Source organism: uncultured Anaerococcus sp. (assembly GCF_963510915.1).
Lineage (GTDB): Bacteria > Bacillota > Clostridia > Tissierellales > Peptoniphilaceae > Anaerococcus.
This window is the reverse complement of the sequence record NZ_CAUPHG010000038.1, coordinates 1-15,293: the sequence shown is the minus strand read 5'-3', so window position 1 is coordinate 15,293 and position 15,293 is coordinate 1. Positions and strand designations below refer to the sequence as shown.

At 34.9% G+C, this 15,293-nt stretch carries 15 protein-coding genes and 1 pseudogene; 1 reads left to right on the top strand and 15 read right to left on the bottom strand.

Annotated elements, in window-relative coordinates; all coding sequences use genetic code 11:
• From RQ893_RS04775 to RQ893_RS04730, 10 genes and pseudogenes are all read right to left on the bottom strand, one after another.
• Positions 1 to 287: trigger factor family protein (locus RQ893_RS04775; RefSeq protein WP_311481912.1), on the bottom strand; the 287-nt coding region annotated here is incomplete at its 3' end.
• Positions 288 to 327: 40 nt separating this feature from the next.
• Positions 328 to 1,674: an HD domain-containing protein gene (locus RQ893_RS04770; RefSeq protein WP_311481911.1), complete on the bottom strand. Its 1,347-nt coding sequence runs from the start codon at positions 1,672 to 1,674 to the stop codon at positions 328 to 330.
• Positions 1,664 to 2,656, bottom strand: coding sequence for a CdaR family protein (locus RQ893_RS04765; protein ID WP_311481910.1), 993 nt, complete (start codon positions 2,654 to 2,656; stop codon positions 1,664 to 1,666). The genes RQ893_RS04770 and RQ893_RS04765 overlap by 11 nt, the downstream gene beginning before the upstream one ends.
• Entirely contained in the window at positions 2,649 to 3,440 is a 792-nt protein-coding gene (cdaA, locus tag RQ893_RS04760) for a diadenylate cyclase CdaA (protein ID WP_311481909.1), read from the bottom strand. Before cdaA ends, RQ893_RS04765 begins: the two co-directional genes overlap by 8 nt.
• A 237-nt stretch (positions 3,441 to 3,677) precedes the next feature.
• On the bottom strand, positions 3,678 to 4,937 hold the full coding sequence (locus RQ893_RS04755) for an amidohydrolase family protein (RefSeq protein ID WP_311481908.1): 1,260 nt from the start codon (positions 4,935 to 4,937) through the stop codon (positions 3,678 to 3,680).
• Positions 4,938 to 4,966: 29 nt separating this feature from the next.
• Positions 4,967 to 6,154, bottom strand: a complete 1,188-nt coding sequence (locus RQ893_RS04750) for an MFS transporter (protein ID WP_311481907.1) — start codon at positions 6,152 to 6,154, stop codon at positions 4,967 to 4,969.
• A gap of 326 nt (positions 6,155 to 6,480) precedes the next feature.
• A pseudogene (locus tag RQ893_RS04745) lies at positions 6,481 to 7,274 on the bottom strand (ZIP family metal transporter).
• Between the two features lie 8 nt (positions 7,275 to 7,282).
• Entirely contained in the window at positions 7,283 to 9,658 is a 2,376-nt protein-coding gene (locus tag RQ893_RS04740; RefSeq protein ID WP_311481906.1) for a glycogen/starch/alpha-glucan phosphorylase, read from the bottom strand.
• A gap of 319 nt (positions 9,659 to 9,977) precedes the next feature.
• The gene (locus RQ893_RS04735; protein ID WP_311481905.1) at positions 9,978 to 10,574 is read right to left on the bottom strand and encodes a hypothetical protein; all 597 of its coding nucleotides are present in this window, start codon (positions 10,572 to 10,574) and stop codon (positions 9,978 to 9,980) included.
• Positions 10,555 to 11,772: an AI-2E family transporter gene (locus RQ893_RS04730; protein WP_311481904.1), complete on the bottom strand. Its 1,218-nt coding sequence runs from the start codon at positions 11,770 to 11,772 to the stop codon at positions 10,555 to 10,557. The genes RQ893_RS04735 and RQ893_RS04730 overlap by 20 nt, the downstream gene beginning before the upstream one ends.
• 91 nt (positions 11,773 to 11,863) lie before the next feature.
• Between RQ893_RS04730 and RQ893_RS04725 the strand changes: the two genes are divergently transcribed.
• Complete coding sequence (locus RQ893_RS04725; protein WP_311481903.1) at positions 11,864 to 12,478, top strand: thiamine diphosphokinase; 615 nt, start codon at positions 11,864 to 11,866, stop codon at positions 12,476 to 12,478.
• Between the two features lie 51 nt (positions 12,479 to 12,529).
• Here RQ893_RS04725 and RQ893_RS04720 read toward each other — a convergent pair whose 3' ends face one another.
• The 5 genes from RQ893_RS04720 to RQ893_RS04700 are packed head-to-tail and all read right to left on the bottom strand — an operon-like array spanning position 12,530 to position 15,258.
• On the bottom strand, positions 12,530 to 13,756 hold the full coding sequence (locus RQ893_RS04720) for an AI-2E family transporter (RefSeq protein WP_311481902.1): 1,227 nt from the start codon (positions 13,754 to 13,756) through the stop codon (positions 12,530 to 12,532).
• Positions 13,757 to 13,796: 40 nt separating this feature from the next.
• Positions 13,797 to 14,240 carry an Asp23/Gls24 family envelope stress response protein gene (locus RQ893_RS04715; protein WP_311481901.1) on the bottom strand — a complete coding sequence of 148 codons (444 nt, stop codon included), beginning with the start codon at positions 14,238 to 14,240 and terminating at the stop codon, positions 13,797 to 13,799.
• 10 nt (positions 14,241 to 14,250) lie between these two features.
• Complete coding sequence (locus RQ893_RS04710; protein WP_311481900.1) at positions 14,251 to 14,535, bottom strand: DUF2273 domain-containing protein; 285 nt, start codon at positions 14,533 to 14,535, stop codon at positions 14,251 to 14,253.
• Complete coding sequence (gene amaP / locus RQ893_RS04705; RefSeq protein ID WP_311481899.1) at positions 14,522 to 15,085, bottom strand: alkaline shock response membrane anchor protein AmaP; 564 nt, start codon at positions 15,083 to 15,085, stop codon at positions 14,522 to 14,524. Before amaP ends, RQ893_RS04710 begins: the two co-directional genes overlap by 14 nt.
• Positions 15,086 to 15,129: 44 nt before the next feature.
• A complete protein-coding gene (locus tag RQ893_RS04700) occupies positions 15,130 to 15,258 on the bottom strand; it encodes a hypothetical protein (protein WP_311481898.1) in 129 nt (42 codons plus the stop codon).
• Positions 15,259 to 15,293: the final 35 nt, after the last annotated feature.

Sequence of the window (15,293 nt, the reverse complement as noted above, 5' to 3'; positions counted from 1 at the left end):
TCATCAAGGTCAACAGATGGTTGGTCGATTACTTCAAGACCTAGCTCTTCTACTGCCTTTTCGTATGGCTCTGGGAATACTATTTGGATAGCATCATCGTAGAAAATTTCTGGACCATACATTTTTTCAAGAACTCTTCTTGGAACGTGTCCTGGTCTGAAACCATCAATTCTATATCTCTTTTTATTTCTCTTATATACTGTGTCTGTTGCTTTCTTAAAGTCGTCATAGCTTACGTTAAATTCAAACTTTGCTATGTTGTTTTCGTGTGATTTTAATTCTGTCATTTCATCCTCCGTGTACTTTTCTACTCATTGTAATAATATACTACTCATAAGTCTTTCTATCAAGCTTTAGACCTATATTCCTAGCCATGCTCAATAAAGTATCCCTATCATTTTTCAAATTTTCTTCAAAGACAGCCCTTTCGATTTTCCTTAATATATGGCCGACAAGTGGTCCTTGCTCAAAGCCGAGTTCTATCACATCCCTACCACTTATAGCTAAATCTTTTCTAGATAAGACAGGTTTGCTGTCTAAGATTTTCTTTAGGAATTTTCTACCCTGATTTATGTTTGAAATATCTTCGTGGACTGTTGCCAAAATATCCGCTTCTTGAAGGTCAAAGAGTCTTCTTATATTTTCTTGGCCAAGCTTTCTCAATAGCCTTGCCACAGACTTTTCTGTGTAGGTGTTAGACGAATCCATGTGGCGACCTATCAAAATGCTTACGTCCTCTATAATCTTTTTTGGATACCTTAAATATTTCAATCTCTCTATGGCTAAGTCTTGTGAAATTTTTTGGTGACCAAAAAATCTCCCTTGACCTTTTTCATCCAGAAAAAAAGTTGCTGGCTTTCCTGTATCATGGAAAAGAGCCGCAAGTCTTGTCGCTAAATCAGAAGGTGTCCCCTCCAAGACCTTTAGACTATGGTCGAAACAATCAAGATAATGGTGGGGCGAATGTTGGTCAAAGCCAATCATAGCAGAAACTTCTGGGAAAATTTCATTAAGAAGCCCTACTTTATCCAAGAGTCTTATACCCCTGGCTGGGTCAGGGCCTAGTAGGATTTTATCAAGCTCTGCAGCCTGCCTTTCAACTGAAATATAGGCTAGGTTTTTAAAATTTTTCTTAATTGCCTCTTGCAACTCACCTTCAATATTAAAACCTAAATTCGCTGCAAATCTCACAGCCCTCAAAGCCCTCAAAGCCCTCAAGTAATCTTCACTTATCCTCTCATAAGGGCTCCCTACTGCCCTTATAATTTTCTCCTTAATGTCTAATTGACCCCCGAAAGGGTCAATTAAATTATCATCTATAAGAGCCAAGGCATTTATGGTAAAATCTCGTCTTTCTAGGTCAGTTTCTATTTTATCAGCAAAAATCACCTGCCCCGGTCTTCTCTTATCCTTGTAGGAAAAATCCTTCCTAAAAGTGGTGATCTCGTATTCTTGACCATCTCCAATAACCCTTATGGTTCCAAAATTTTTGCCTATATCAATTATCTTAAAGTCCTTAAAAACTTCCTCTATTTGATTTGGATGAGCCTTAGTTGCTATATCAATATCAGAAGACTCTCTTCCCATAAGTTTATCACGGACAAAGCCTCCAACAAGATAAGACTCATAGCCTGCCTTATTAAGCCTTGCTAAAACTTCTTCCTTACTCAGCATTATCTTTATCTCTATTAGATGTTGTAGTCTTCTGAACTTCTATCTTGTAAGTTACAGTATCATCTCCATCGTAAACCTCAATGCCTTCTGGTAAATCAAGCTTAATCTCTCCATACTTAGAAGATCTTATGTAGCTTAATACAAGGGGTCTGGTTGAAATCTCGTCTATATCACGAATCACTTGGCCAGGTCCCTTTATAACTATAGTATCAGGCGAAACTTGACTGGAAGTTTCACTATAGCCACTAGCTATATCTCCCCTAAAATCTAGCTTTACCTTGACTTTTTTAGTTTCATATACAAAGAAAGATAGGTTTACATCTTTATTATCTAAATTAAGTCCCTCTACACTTTGACCTTTTTTATCCAAAACCTTTATGCCAACGTTGTGGATTTTCCCATCAAGGTATTCAGAATCATCGATATGAGCTTCTATCCTATCGATCTGGTTAACAAGTGACTCTGGTCCCTTAATTGTAATCTCTTCAGGGTTTTGCTCATTAACTTCTACAATCTTGCTATCTTTTAACTTATCAGCTATAACAATATTTACAGGCATCTTCTTTTCAATAATCCTTTGAATGTTAAGATTAATCTTAGCAGGGTCAATCGAATCAAGGTAAATTCCTGTAGGGGTATCGACCTTAACATTTACAGAATTTATCCCAACCTTAGCATCCATAACATTAATTGAAGCCTGGATATCATCTGCCTTCAGACTTAAAACATTATCCCTAGATCCTGTTATTTTTACATTTACAGATGTAATATCATCCTTACTTACAATTGTATATCCCTTTTCCTCAAGTTTATCTTGGTTTTGGATGATAATAGGAATATTTCTAAAAGTCCTATTTGCCGAAGGATTTGTTGAAGTATTGACATAAGTCCACATGAAGATTGCAACAATTATAGAAAGGACTAAAAGCTGCTTATCGCTAGTTGCATTAACCTTCTTTAGTTTTTCCAAAAATTTATTCATCTTCTGACCTCTTTTCTGAAAGTTCCTTCAATAGCCTAATTCTTAGGGAATCTTCATCAAAATACCTATTGATAACTCCATTTTCGGCTATAGAAATATTACCAGTCTCCTCTGAGACAATAATTACAACTGCATCGCTCCTCTCAGAAATACCGATTGCAGCCCTATGCCTGGTGCCAAGCTCCTTGGCAATGGTGTTTGAAGTTGAAAGTGGGAGATAACAAGCAGCAGCTGTAATAGTATTTTCCCTAATTATAACAGCTCCATCGTGGAGAGGAGTATTTGGGATAAAAATATTAATCAAAAGTTCGCTTGAAATATCAGCATTAAGCATAGTTCCCGATTCTATAATATCAGACAAACCAACCTGTCTTTCAAGGACAACAAGAGCCCCGATTTTTTGCCTAGACAAAGAACTCATGGCAAGGACAAGTTCATTTATAGAATCCTCGTCCTTCTTATTCTTATCACCAGAAAAAATTGACCTACCCCTACCGATTCTTTCAAGACCTGTCCTAAGCTCTGGCTGAAAGACAACGATAATAAAAACAAGGGAAACAGTCAAAAACTGGTTCATAACCCAAGAAACAGTATTTAGGTTTAAAATATCAGCAATAGAAGCAAAGATAAGGACAAAAATCAGCCCCTTCAAAACCTGCTCAGCCCTTGTATTCCTCAAAATAGAAAAAAGCTTGTAAACAACAAAGGCAATCATCGCAATATCAACAATATCCGTAACCCTAATCAACATAAGACTAGTAATAAAATTATCCAAAAAATTCATGATAAGTCCCTTCAATAGATTTGTATTTATATTTATATAGTACTGTTTCTTGTCTTTTTTTACACTAAAAAAATAAATTAGAGACTAAAATTATGTTACCAAATAGGTAAGTCTGTTTTGCTCTCATATTTTTTTATATTTATAATGGTTTTTACAAATATACAAAAAAAGACGAGCTTATTTCCTCGTCTTTTCTATATTGGAATCCTTACGCAGACCCTAATTTTTTATAAATTTTTATTTTAATTTAAGAGCGACTTCAAATTCTCTCTTTGCTTTTTTAAATAAGAATTCTCCATTACGTACTGATGAAAGACATTCAGCCCTATTTCTAATTGCTTCAAATTCATTTGGTGCATCAAGAACTATAAAGTTAGCTGGCTTACCTTCGTCAAATCCATATTCGTCTTGAAGGTACATTGCCTTTGCTCCATTGTAAGTTACAAGGTCAAAGTCTTTTTCAAAGTCTTTTTCTCCCATTAGTTGTGCAAGATGGATTCCATTATCAAGAATATTCATTAGGTTTCCATTGCCTGCTGGATACCAAAGGTCAACTATAGAATCTTGTGCGAAGCATACATTAACACCGTTGTCTACAAATTCACGAACTCTTGTGATACCACGACGTTTTGGATATGAATCTTGACGTCCTTGTAGGAAGGCATTTTCTGTTGGAAGGGAAACAAAATTCAATTTAGATTTTCTAAATAGTCCCATCATTCTAAAGGCATATGAATTATCTGCTGATCCAAAAGAACAAGTATGACTTGCTGTTGTTTTTTCAGAAATACCGTTCATCATTGCTTCTGCATTTAACACTTCAACAAATCTTGCCATAACATCATCAGTTTCATCACAGTGAACATCAATGAGTTTATTATGTTTAACTGCAAGTGCAACAATTTCTTTTAGTGACTTTTCTCCAAGTTCACGACTCCATTCATTGTGTGGAATTCCACCAACAACTTCGCAACCAAGTTCAAGTGCTTCTTCAACTAGATCTCTTCCTGTTTTACCTGCTTCTTTGTATGAATACATACCATTTTGTGGGAAGGCAACAACTTGAATTGTGCACTTATCTTTTAATTCATCACGCACTTCAAGGGCTGCCTTAATTCCAGTTAGGTTAGGGTCAGTACAGTCAGTTTGAGCTCTTATATATTGAGTACCATAAGAAAGACAATCTTCTACCGCTTGATAAATCCTCTTTTTCATATCTTCTTTTGTAGAACCCTTCTTGAAGTCATTCCAAAGGTCTATTGCTTCAAAAAGTGTTCCTGATTCATTTTTAACTTCATCAGTTTTGCCAATCATGTAATAATCGAGATGAAGGTGGGCATCCACATATGGTGGAATAACAAGTTTTCCATCTAAATCAATAACTTCATCTGCATTTCCAAGATTGTTTCCGAATTTTGAAAATTTTCCATCTTCAACTAAGATTTCAGATGCATCTTTATGACCATAAACTTTTGCATTAATAAATTTTTTCTTCATAATATATTCCTCCTAAAAATTTTAAATAATTAAGCCATTGTCTTCTTTGATAAAATTGTCACAACTAAACCCGCTCCTAAGATTAAAGCCATTAGGATAAGTAGATTATTAATATTTCCATTTGCGAGGATTGCTCCACCTAGTGAGCTGGCAATCATTATTGAAAAATTAAAACTTGCAGATTGTAATGACGTAGCAACTGCTGAAGCGTTTGATGGCACTTGTCTGGCAACTGCTGTTTGATAAAGGGTTACTAAGGCTCCAAACCCAATTCCCCAAAGGATAAATCCTAAGTGAACCATAAAACTAATTGATGAAAAGACACTAAAAAATATAAAGGCTAGGCAAGATGATGCTAACATTAAAAGACAAAGTATCTTTATATGCTTATCAATAATTTTTCCTGCAATAAGAACAGACAAGATTGAACCAATCCCAAAAAGAACTTGGGCAAATCCAATTCCTCCACTGTAATTTATTGAATCAACTAAATTTGTGATATAAGTGTAAACTCCATAGTTAGTAACTACTGATATAAAGGTAAGTAAGATAATAATTAGTACACCTTTGTTTTTGATAAGAGTAATAGGCGAGTTGGCCCTAACTCTTTTTTCTCCAGAAACTTCTGGCAACATAAAACGACTGCCTAGGGCAATTAAAATAATAAGAATTGAAATCACTAAAAATTCAACTCTCCATCCAATTTTTGTACCAATCAGTGTTACAAGTGGAAGACCTAAACTCATACCAAATGTTGTACCGCTCATAATGACAGCTACTGCCAAGCCCTTGTGCTCATCATCTACAAGCTTCATTCCATAAGCTGCTATCATTGGCCACAAAACACCGGCACAAACTCCACCAATTACCCTTCCAACTATGGCAATACTATAACTAGGTGCGAAACCAACTAAAATATTACTAAGGGCAAAGCCTATTAGTAAGCAAATTAAAAGTTTCTTCCTGTTAAATTCAACAGTTGCAGAGATTAATGGAATTGCAAAAATTGCACTGGCTATTGCGTAAAAACCAACTAAGGTACCTGCTTGTGCTTCTGATATACTTAGACCAGTCATAAGCTCTGGCAAGATACCAGATGGCACTAGTTCAGATAAAATCGCCATAAAGGTTACACTTGCCATAAGTATAAAAGTTGGCCAATGAAAATTTTTATTTTCTTCCAAATACATAACCTTCTTTCTATAATTCTCGATCATAACTCATTGCATAATTATGAACAGATTAATTATACGATGATACAAATCTAAAGCAAGGTCTTTCATCACCAATATTAAATTTTATCAAGCTTAAAGGTTTATTCTAATTAGTAAATTATATATTATTTTTATAAGTCGATTAATATTTATAAAGCATTTGTTTGATTTTATTATAAAAATTAATTCCGATGATTTTTTGGCAAATATAATAAAATTTAATTTTAATAAAAAAATATGCTTTTGCAAAAAAATAAATCGCCCCAAATCATTAGACTAATCTCTAATAATGGGACGATACTTATCCATATTCTTGCAAAAACCTCAATTTATCCTAACATCACATCTAATATCATCATTACAACAAAACCTGCTGAAAAGCCTATGGTTCCTATGTTGGTGTGGCTTTCGCCTTCTCCTGTGGCTTCTGGGACTAGTTCTTCTACTACCACATACATCATGGCTCCTGCTGCGAATGATAAAAGGTAGGGTAGGATTGGGACCATTATTGATGATAATAAGATTGTAATTATTGCTGCTATTGGTTCTACTATGCCTGAGAATACTCCCATGCCGAAGGCCTTATTTTTATTAACACCTACTACCTTTAGGGGCATAGAGATGATAGCTCCTTCTGGAAAGTTTTGGATGGCTATGCCTATTGATAAAACCATGGCTGCTGCCATTGTTAAATCGCCCTTGCCATATAGGACTCCTGCGAAGGACACGCCTACTGCCATGCCTTCTGGGATGTTATGTATAATTACTGCAAGGACCATCATGGTTGTTTTTCTAAGGCTTTTTGCCCTTATTCCTTCTGGATGGTCAGAATCAATATGCTGGTGGGGGATTACTGAGTCTAGGAAAAGCAAGAAAGCAATCCCTATCAAAAATCCCGCCGCAGCTGGCAGCCATGCCATGCGACCTAGTTTTTCTTCAACCATGTTCATGGCTGGCATTAGGAGGGACCAGATGGACGCTGCCACCATGACCCCTGCTGCAAAGCCAGACAGGCCCTTTTGGACCCTAGCTTTTAATTCATTTTTCATTATATAGACGCAGGCTGCTCCCAGGTGGTTCCTATAAAAGGAATCATAACTCCTAGTAATATTTCCTTATCCATATATTTTCCTAGTCTATTTTCCAAATATCGTCAGCGTAGTTTACTATTGTCCTATCTGATGAGAAGAATCCTGCATTTGCAATATTCTTTAGGCATTTTCTTGACCATTCAAGCTTGTTTCTATATTCTTTGTTTAATTTCGCGTGAGTTTGCCTATAGGAGTCAAAATCTTTTAGTAGATAATATTGATCTCCCCTATTGCCATCTTGTGGCTTAATTAGTTCATTGTAGATGTCTAGGAAGTAATAGGTGTCATTGTCCTTAAATTCTCCACTTACTAGGGAATCTACTACATCTTTGATATTTTCATCTTTACTATAGAATTCGAATGGGTTGTATGAATCAGCGATTTCTGCTAGTTCTTCTACTGTAGCTCCAAATCTGTAGTTGTTTTCTTCGCCTGCTTCTGCGAATATTTCTACGTTGGCTCCGTCAAGAGTTCCAAGTGTTAGGGCACCGTTTAGCATGAATTTCATGTTGCCTGTACCACTTGCTTCCTTACCTGCTGTAGAAATTTGTTCTGATACGTCTGCTGCTGGAAAGAGTTTTTCAGCGTAGGTTACCCTGTAGTTTTGTACAAAGATTACTTTTAGCTTTTTATTTACATCTGGGTCAGCATTTACTACTCTTGCTACTTCGTTTGCAAGTTTAATCATACCCTTTGCTCTAAAGTATCCTGGAGCTGCCTTACCACCAAAAATAAAGGTTGTTGGTGTGAAGTCCATGTCTGGATTTTTCTTTAGTTGGTGATATAGGTAGATAATGTGAAGAATGTTTAAGTGTTGTCTCTTGTATTCGTGGATTCTCTTGATTTGAATATCGAATATTGATTTTGGATCTATTTTAATTCCTTCATTTTCTAAGATATATTTTGCAAGTTGGTTTTTCTTTTCTTGCTTGATATTCCAAAGTTCTTCTAGAACTTTTTCATCATCTAGATATTTTTCAAGTCCCTTTAGTTGATCTAGGTTGTTTTTCCATGTATCTGTGCCTAGTTTTTCTGTGATGAAGTTTGTTAATTCCCTATTTGAGTAAACAAGCCATCTTCTTGGGGTGATACCATTTGTTTTGTTGTTAAATTTCTCTGGGCTAATCCTGTACCATTCTTTAAAGGTATCATCTTTTAAGATTTGTGAGTGAATTTCAGCTACACCATTTACTGAGAAACCTACATAGATAGCAAGGTTTGCCATGTGTACTGTATCATTGCTCATAATCCTATAAGGATCAATTTGAGCTTCGCTAAAGCCTCTTGCCTTTAATTCTTCGATGAGTTTATCGTTAATTTCTTCGATAATTTCTAGACATCTTGGGCTTACTTCTTGCATAAGGTCTTCTGACCATCTTTCAAGAGCTTCTTGTAATACAGTGTGGTTGGTGAAAGCAAATACCTTAGATGCAATCTTAAAGGCATCTTCAAAGAAGATTCCATTTTCATCTACTAATACTCTGATTAATTCAGGAATAGCTATGATTGGGTGGGTATCGTTAAGCTGAATAACGTGATATTTTGCAAATTCTTCAAATTTTAGATCAGTTGGGAAATCTCTCTTGTAGATTTCTACCATATCTTGGATAGATGCTGAACAGAAGAAGTATTGTTGCTTTAGTCTTAATAGCTTACCAGCCTTTTGCATATCGTTTGGATATAAAACTCTAGTTATATCTTCTGCCCTGTTTTTCTCACTTACTGCCTGGTCATATTCGAAGTTATTGAATTTTGCAAAGTCAAATTCTTCAAATGGTTCTGACTGCCATAGCCTAAGGGTATTTACTATTCCATTTTCAAAACCAACTACCGGCATATCATAAGGTACAGCCTTTACTTGTTGGTCCCTAAATTTAACGATTTTAGCATCAGAATCTACCCTAATTGACCAGCCGTCACCGTCTTTAATCCAGCTATCCCCATGTTCAACTTGGAAGCCTTTTTCAATTTCTTGCTTAAAGATTCCTTCACGATACCTAACACCATAACCAACTAAGCTTAGGTTCTGACTAGCTGCTGAGTCCATAAAACAAGCTGCAAGTCTTCCTAAACCACCATTACCAAGAGCTGCGTCATCTTCATAGTCTTCGATAGATTCGAAATCGATTCCGAGCTCAAATAAAAGGTCTTTTACCTCTTCGTAGATACCTAGGTTTATTAGGTTATTTCCTAAAGATCTACCGATTAAGAATTCTGCTGAAAGATAGTAAGCCTTTCTTTGTTCTCTAGATTTTGCCTTTGTTTCTCTCCAGTCTTTGTTTATAAGACCCATTATTGTATCACAAAGTGCATCATACCTGTCCTTATTTGAAGTATCTTCAAATCTCTTGAGAGTAATCCTCTGCAAGTTCTCCATATACTGCTCTGCAAATTTATCTTTTGCTAACTTATCCATTGTTCCTCCTATACGTTTTTCGTATTAATTTTTCTTTCCTTATAGCTAGTAGCTAAGATAACAATTCTGTTGCATTTTATAATCAAGTGCTAAATATTCCAAATAAAAAACAATAAATTTCTGCTTGCACTCTAAATTATTAAAAATCTTTGCAAATGCTTGTTATTATAACAATCTTAGCTTCATAAACTACTATAGTATGTTTCTTTATTTTATCAAGTATAATTACTTTGTTTTATTTTTATCAAGTCTCAATTCCTTGTAATTACAGCCTTTGAGGGATTTTAAAAAAACAAATAAAAAAGGGGGTAGCCCCCTATTATTTAGTAAAATAAATCAGACCAGTATAGGTCCTTAGCTGCCTATAAAAATCTTCTAAAAAAAATCTCTCACTCCTAGCCCAAGTTGAAACCACAACTTCATGCCTGCCGTCTTTTTCATTTAGCTCTGTTATGCAAAGACCATGGTGGCTCATGACATCAACATTTTTTGAAAGCCAGTTTACTAGTATAACTGGAGTATCCTTAGCTAGACCTTCGTTTATAAAAAAAATCATGTCATCAAGGCTTAGTCTTCTTATGAGATTTCCTTCCAGCATCCTATAGGATAAATTAAGACCCAGAGCATGGTTTATGATACCAATTCTTCTTAGTAAGGACTTTGCTGTTGGCACCCCATTAGCCTTAGGCCTTATCCTCTTATAAAATTCATACTGGGTTTTGTTGTAGGTTTCAAAATCAACTGACCCTTCTTTATACAAATAGAAAAAACAATTAGTAAAGGCTGTTACAACACATGACCTATCCCTAAAAAATTTGGAAAGGCCTTGGTATTTGAGCCACTCTTGGTGGCCACCATAAAATTTATTCCCATCCCTCATTACAGGGACAAAATCATTACTCCTCGTAAGCTTCATCGTTAGTCTCTATATCTTCTATCTTGTAGATTTTATCACTCTTGGCAAGAAGTTTCTCCTCGTCAATTCCTTTTTCTACAAGCATCTCGTGGATTTTTTCGTGGAAGAGGGTGTAAACTACTGATATCACTGGGATTGAAATAAGCATACCCCAAACTCCAAATAGTGAACCACCTATTGTTACTGATGCCATAACCCAAACAGCAGGAAGACCTATCTTGTTGCCAGCTATGGCTGGGTAGATAGCATTTTCTTGGATTTGTTGGATTACCAAGTTATATATCAAAAATATCAAGGACTTAAAAGGTGATTCTATAAATATCAGTATTGTTGAAAATGCAGTTCCAAAAATCGGACCAAAGATTGGAATCAAATCAGAAAGACCGATTAAAACAGATATCATAGCCGCATTTGGCAACCTCATCACAAACATACCCGCAAAGGTTAATATAGAAAGGCAAATAACTGCTATAAGCCTAGAAAATAAATAGTCTTTGAAGGTGTTGTAAGATAGGGAAAATACCTTGTTGATATAGTCAGCCTTTTTCTCATCCATAAGGGCATATATTATCCTTATGCCATTTATCTTTAGCATTCGTTTGTATATTAGGATAAAAATCGAAAATACAAACATAGTAAAGACCCCAATAACTCCACTTGATATTGATCCCATGAGGTTAGTTGCTGCTGAAAAAATATCGCCTTCCTTGCCTTGGAGGAAGGAATAAACTGCATTTCTCACATTATACCAACCAACACCATAAAAATTGTTCTTGAATTTATTGGCGAAAGGCTCTGTTAATGGGTATTTTTTTAGAAGTTTATAAATCTCATCCACAAAGTCTGGCCACCTAATCGAAAAAGTATAGACAATCTTGATTATAGATGGGACTAGGATATTGACAAGAATAACTAGGGCCGATATCACAATTACCCAGGATAATAAAAGTGCACAGGTTGAAATAAGCTTCTTGTGCTTGCCAGTAGGGTCTAATTGTCTAAATTCTCTTTCAAAAAAATTCATAGGTATACTTATTACAAAAGCAAGACCTCCACCAAGGACAAAGGGCTGGATTACAGAGTATAATTTACTCCAATATTCAGCAACATTTCCTATATAATAGAAGCCAAAATATAATAAAATTCCTAAAACAACAACTCTTAATAAGTTTTTTGATTTTACATCTAATTGTTCCATATATTTTCCTCGTTTTCTTCTCCTAAAGGATATTTTACCTTTTTTTGTAAAAATGACCGCCATTAATGATATAATATGAGAAGGAGGAGCCATGAAAAAATGTTTTATTATAGGCGGTGGGAGTTTTGACGGATTTTTTGATGAAATTCACGATGATGACCTCCTAATCGCGGCCGATAAGGGCTTTAAATATATAAGAGGAATCGGCCTTGTTCCAGACTATGTAATTGGAGACTTTGACTCCACAACTAGGCCTGATTTTAAAAATGTAATTGCCCTAAACCCAATCAAAGATTTTACTGACACAGTTGCAGCCATTAATTTCGCCATAGATAAAGGCTACAAGGATATAGTAGTTTATGGCGGCCTTGGCGGTAGGGAAAGCCACACTATAGCAAATATAAAGTCCATGTTTAATTATAAAAAACAGGGTGTTGATATAAGGTTAAAGGCTAAAGGCAAAGAAATTTTTATCATTAATAGAGATTTTTCTTATAAGTATGAAGGAAAAGATTTTTATGTGTCAATTTTTTCTCTTACAGAAAAATCAATCCTTGATATCAAAGGACTTTTTTATGAATTAGAAGATTATACAATGGCAAATGACGATGCCCTAGGAGTTTCTAACGAAACCAAGGGATTCGATTTTGAAATTCATGTCAAAGAAGGATTTCTCCTTGTGATTTTTGAAGATTTTAAGCTATAAAAAAGCTCTTCTTACTTAGTCTATTTTAGACTAATGTAAGAAGAGCTTTATTTATTTATAATCTTCTTCCCTTTCTTCTCTTAATTCTAGGAAAGTCTTGTTGGTTAATTTTTCTATTTCTCCGTCGCTTATTTCCCTATCTTTTAACTTTTTCTTTATATTATCTTCTAGCAAGGTATATAGGACAGTTGCTAGTGGAATAAAGGCTATCATTCCAAATATTCCAAATAGTCCCCCACCTATTATTACTGATACAAAAATCCAGATTGGAGGTAGGCCTTGGTGTTTGCCTATTACAAGCGGATAAAAGAGTTGTTGCTGAACATTTTGTAAAATTAGAATAAAGATTAAAAATACTAAGGCCTTGCCAGGCGAAAAAGTAAATATTAATATTATTCCAATTGATGTTGCAAGGAAGGCTCCTATATAAGGAATCATATCAAAGGCTCCCATGAGAATTGAAATCATACCAGCCGATGGCATCCTTAAAATTGTCATCCCTATAAAACACCCAACGCCCAGGGCGAAACAAGATAAAAGCCTTGTTTCGAGAAATCTAGCAAAAGAATCATAGGTAAGTTTGGATACATATACAATTTGCCTAGCAGTTTTCTCGCTTAGGTTTGCAAAGGCTAGCCTTGCCGCACCATTTTTTAACTTTGTCTTATTCATTGATACATAAAGGGAAAATACAAAGCCTATTGAAAGCGATAAAATTCCTTGAGATACTGAATTTATTATAGACCCTGTTTTATTTAAAAAATCAGAATCTGATCTGAAAAATTCCTGTAAAATTTTGGTAAAACTGTCATTTATCCTTGCAATATTAATAGCCTCTAACTTACTTGCAATAAATTCTGTCATCTTGGTAAGGATCTTTGAACCATTTAAAAAGTCAATCAAAGAATCCATAAATACAGGAATATTTGTTGAAATTACACCTATAGCCCTAGATAATTCTGGGATTAGAACTGTAAGAACTAGGGTCACCATAGCAAAAAAGATTATCCATGATAGGATTAAAGAAAGGCTTCTCCTTAACTTTTCATACTTATCTTCCCTGATTAATTTAGTAAAAATTTCATCATGAAAAAAGTTCATCGGAAGGTTTATTATAAAGGCGATTACTAGGCCATAAACTATTGGTCTAAATACCTTGTAGGTAGTATCCAGGATTTCTCCTATCCTATCTAGGTAAAAAAATCCAAAAAATATCCCTATCAAAAGAATACCGATTATGAAATATTGTTTAGTTTTTTCATCAAAAATTTCTTTCATAGTTTCCTCTCAAAAAAAGGGCCAAGGCTGGCCCCGAGTCTTAGTAGTTATTTTGGTTTTTTTCATTTTCCTTAGCTGATTGTTGTTTTTCTTGGTATTCTTTCCTTGTAAGAACGTCAACCACATTTACATTTACAGTTACCACATCAAGGCCAGTCATTTCTTTAACATTTTGACTAACAGCCTTTTGTATATCATTAAATATTTGGCGAGCATTTTTGCCATATTCTATAATTACATCAAGGCTTATCTTTGCTTCTTTTTCGCCAACTTCAACGTTGACTCCAGCTGTAGACCTATCTGTTGATCCGAAAAACGAACCAATAGAATCAGCTATATTACCCTTCATATCAAGGATGCCATCTACATTATTGATGGCGATTCTTGCGATTTTTGCAACTACCTTATCTTCTATAATTAATTTTGATTGTTCATATTCAAGTTCTCTGCCGTCGTTAAGGTCTTTGTTTAGATTTTCTGTCATTACTTTCTCCTTAATTTAAAATCTTTCTTATTATTTGAAGTATCCTAATATCTTTATCAAGGTAAGCCCCTATGAAATAGCCAATTACCATGACCACCCATATGCCCAAGGTTTTGAAAAAACCAAAGTTAAAAAGACATACTAGGGTCAAGAAACTAAGTATAAGCGAATTTACCTTGCCCTTATTTTTTCGATAAAAACTAAGAAAAGAAGCCTTGTTTTTTTCTTTCATATCAAGTTTTCTCATCTCAACATCTACCATACTAGGCTCTTGATTTTTCTTAATATCTTCCATCGCGTTTCTCTTCTATTTCTTTCTTTTCAAGCTTTAACTCAAGCCTTATATCAGTAATTTCTGTAAAATCCATCAAATTTTTTATAATTTCTGCCCTTATTCTTTCCGAAAGAGCCTTAATATCTTCACAGCCAAAATAAAATGCCATGCACTTAGCCTCTATCCTTTGATTTTCAACAATAATAGCCTTACTGTTTTGGCATTTAACTTCAAAAAATTTATTAATAGATTTTTCCATCACAGCTTCTAGAGATTTTCTAGAAAGTAGGACACTTCCCTTTTCATCTTCTAGGAGAACATCATAGCCCCTGTTAGTATTTTGATTTAGGGTCACAAGGATTGTGATTGAAAATAAAATCAAAATTCCACCAAGGCTAATGAAAAATACCTTTATAAAAGCCACATTTGATATCAAAATATTTAGGAATCTAGCGTCCACAAAAAAATTGCCATAGCTATTGTCACTTATTCCTACAGCCAAAAACAAGGCTCCCAAGAGGACTAAGACTATTACCATAAAAGAATATAGAAATTTCATAAATTTTCCCATATAAGTCTCCCTAGCTAATTCATACCCGCTTTAAACTTATTCAATCAGTCTTCAAGTTCTAAATTAAGGGCGAGCCACTCTTCATCAAGGTCATCTCTCATATCTTCAAGGTCTTTCATCTCCCTAAAAAGTTCAGCCACCCTGGCCTGGTCATCATAAAAGCCTTCCGCCAAGCACTCCTAGGTAAGGGCTTAAAGATTTTTGTCAA